General features: G+C 71.4%; 2 protein-coding genes. One reads left to right on the top strand and one right to left on the bottom strand.

Annotation, left to right across the window (positions count from 1 at the left end; translation table 11 throughout):
- Positions 1-754 (top strand): heterodisulfide reductase-related iron-sulfur binding cluster (locus P409_RS31875; protein ID WP_034848075.1); only part of this gene is annotated, 754 nt, incomplete at its 5' end.
- 154 nt (positions 755-908) lie between these two features.
- On the opposite strand, the gene P409_RS31870 is transcribed toward P409_RS31875, so the two are convergent.
- The coding region (locus P409_RS31870) for a penicillin-binding protein 1A (RefSeq protein WP_274519195.1) at positions 909-2448 on the bottom strand (1540 nt) is incomplete at its 5' end.

Raw genomic sequence — 2448 nt, 5'->3', positions numbered from 1 at the left:
CAAGCGACGGGTGGCGCTGCTGTCGGGCTGCGCCCAGACGGTGCTGGACCCGGCGATCAATGAATCCACGATCCGCCTGCTGACCCGGCACGGAGTCGAGGTGGTGGTGGCGCCGGGCGCCGGCTGCTGCGGGTCTCTGACCCACCATATGGGGCGGGAGGAGGCGGCGCTGGCCTCGGCCCGCGCCAATATCGAGGCCTGGAGCCGCGTCGCGGAGGAGGGTGGCCTCGACGCCATCGTCGTCAACACCTCCGGCTGCGGCACCACGGTCAAGGATTACGGCCATATGTTCCGTGCCGACCCGGCCTGGGCCGGGCGCGCCGCCAAGGTCTCGGCCCTGGCCAAGGACGTCACCGAGCTGATGGACGAGGTCGGGCTGCAGCCGCCGGCGCGGCCGACCGGCCAGGCGGTGGCCTACCACTCCGCCTGCTCGATGCAGCACGGCCAGCGGGTCATCGCGCCACCGCGCCGCCTGCTGGCCGCGGCGGGGTTCATGCTGCGCGAGGTGCCGGACGGACACCTGTGCTGCGGCTCGGCCGGCACCTACAACCTGCTGCAGCCGGAGATCGCGGACGAGCTGCGGGCGCGCAAGGTGCGGGCGGTGGAGAGCACCGGAGCGGCGATCGTCGCGGCCGGCAACATCGGCTGCATCACCCAGATCGGCCTGGGCATCGCCCTGCCGGTGGTGCACACGGTCGAGCTGCTCGACTGGGCTACCGGCGGCCCCAAACCTGCGGCCTTGGACGCGGCCTGACATCGGTCGGGTCGCTTCAACCGAACCTGAAATTGTCATGCTCGGGCTTGACCCGCACATCCAGAGATTGTCGACATCCACTGGATTGCGGGGGTCAAGCCCGGCAATGACAACAATGGGGTCGTCCTTTCGAGGCCTGTTGTCGAACAGATCCTCAGTAAAGGCCGCCCGTTCCCGTCAGCGCATCCTGGGTGGTCTCGCCGAAGGTGTCGGCGACCGGCGGCGGGCCGGGCTCGGTGCCGGGGCGGAACGCCTCCAGGATCACGTCCGACCCGCCCGCCTCGGCGGCATAGCCGTTGCGGCGGTCGACATAGGCGAAGCTGACGCCCGGCGGCACCGCGAAGGCGCCCGGATCGCTGCCGGCCAGCGCGTCCTTGATGAAGTCGCTGAAGATCGGCACCGCGATCGACCCGCCGGTGGCGCCGGCGCCCAGGCTGCGCGGCTTGTCGTAGCCGACATAGATGCCGACCGCGATCTTCGGCGAGAATCCCACGAACCAGGCGTCGTTCGAATCGTTGGTGGTGCCGGTCTTGCCCGCCAGCGGCAGCCCCAGCCCGGCCAGCCGGGCGGCGGTGCCGCGCTGGGTGACGCCCTGCAGGATCGAGATCATCTGGTAGTTGGCGATCGGGTCGTCCAGCTCCTGCCCGCGCGGGCGCTGCGGCGCCGCCTGGCCGGTCCAGGCCGGAGCGGCGCAGGGGATGCAGTCGGCCCGGTCCGGCCCCGTCACCCCCGGCTGCCGCAGGCTGCGGCCGTCACGGTCCTGCACCCGCTCGATCAGATAGGGGCTGATCTGGTAGCCGCCATTGGCGATGGTGGCGTAGCCGGTGGTCAGCTTCAGCGGCGTGGTCTCACCGGCGCCCAGGCCCATCGCCGGGTACAGCGGCATGTTCTGGTAGATGCCGAAGGCCTCTGCCGTCTGCTTCACCGGCTGCAGCCCCATCTCGACCAGCAGGCGGATGGTCATGACATTGCGCGACCGCTCGACGCCGGAGCGCAGCGTGGCCAGGCCGATGAAGCCGCCGCCATAGTTGCGCGGCCGGTAGCGGCCGGCGCCCTGGCCCTGGTCGACCGAGATCGGCGTGTCGTAGATCAGGCTGGACGGGGTGTAGCCATGCTCCAGCGCCGAGAGATAGACGAAGGGCTTGAAGGCCGAGCCCGGCTGGCGCTGCGCCTGGGTGGCGCGATTGAACTCGCTGAGCGAGAAGTCGAAGCCGCCCGACATCGCCAGCACCTTGCCGGTGAACGGCTCGATCGCGACCAGCGCGCCCGACACCTCCGGCACCTGGCGCAGCGAATAGGCGGCCAGCTGCGGCGCAGAGGTCTTGGCGGTCGCCGGCTGGACCCAGATCACGTCGCCCTTGGCCAGGACGTCGTCGGCGCCGCCGACCTGCCGGCCCATGCGGCCGTTCTCGACCCGGCGGGCCCAGGTCATGTCGCTGCGGTCGATGCGGCCCTGGCTGCCATCCTCCAGCCCGATCACCGCGGCCTGGCGGTCGACCTCCAGCACCACGGCCAGATCCCAGCCGTCGATATCGGCCGGCCGGTCGATGCCGGTCAGGAAGCGCTGCCACACCGGGCGCTCATCCTTCGGCGGGGCGGTCGGCGCCACCGCGGGCCTCGGCTCCTGCTGCTCCGGCATGTGCACGCCCATGGCCGACAGCGCGCCGAGCAGACGGCCCTGCTGCGCCGGGGGC

It is taken from the genome of Inquilinus limosus MP06 (assembly GCF_000767795.1).
In the GTDB taxonomy this organism is placed as follows: domain Bacteria; phylum Pseudomonadota; class Alphaproteobacteria; order DSM-16000; family Inquilinaceae; genus Inquilinus; species Inquilinus limosus_E.
The sequence above is the reverse complement of the archived record's forward strand: the minus strand, read 5'-3'. Positions and strand labels throughout refer to the sequence as shown.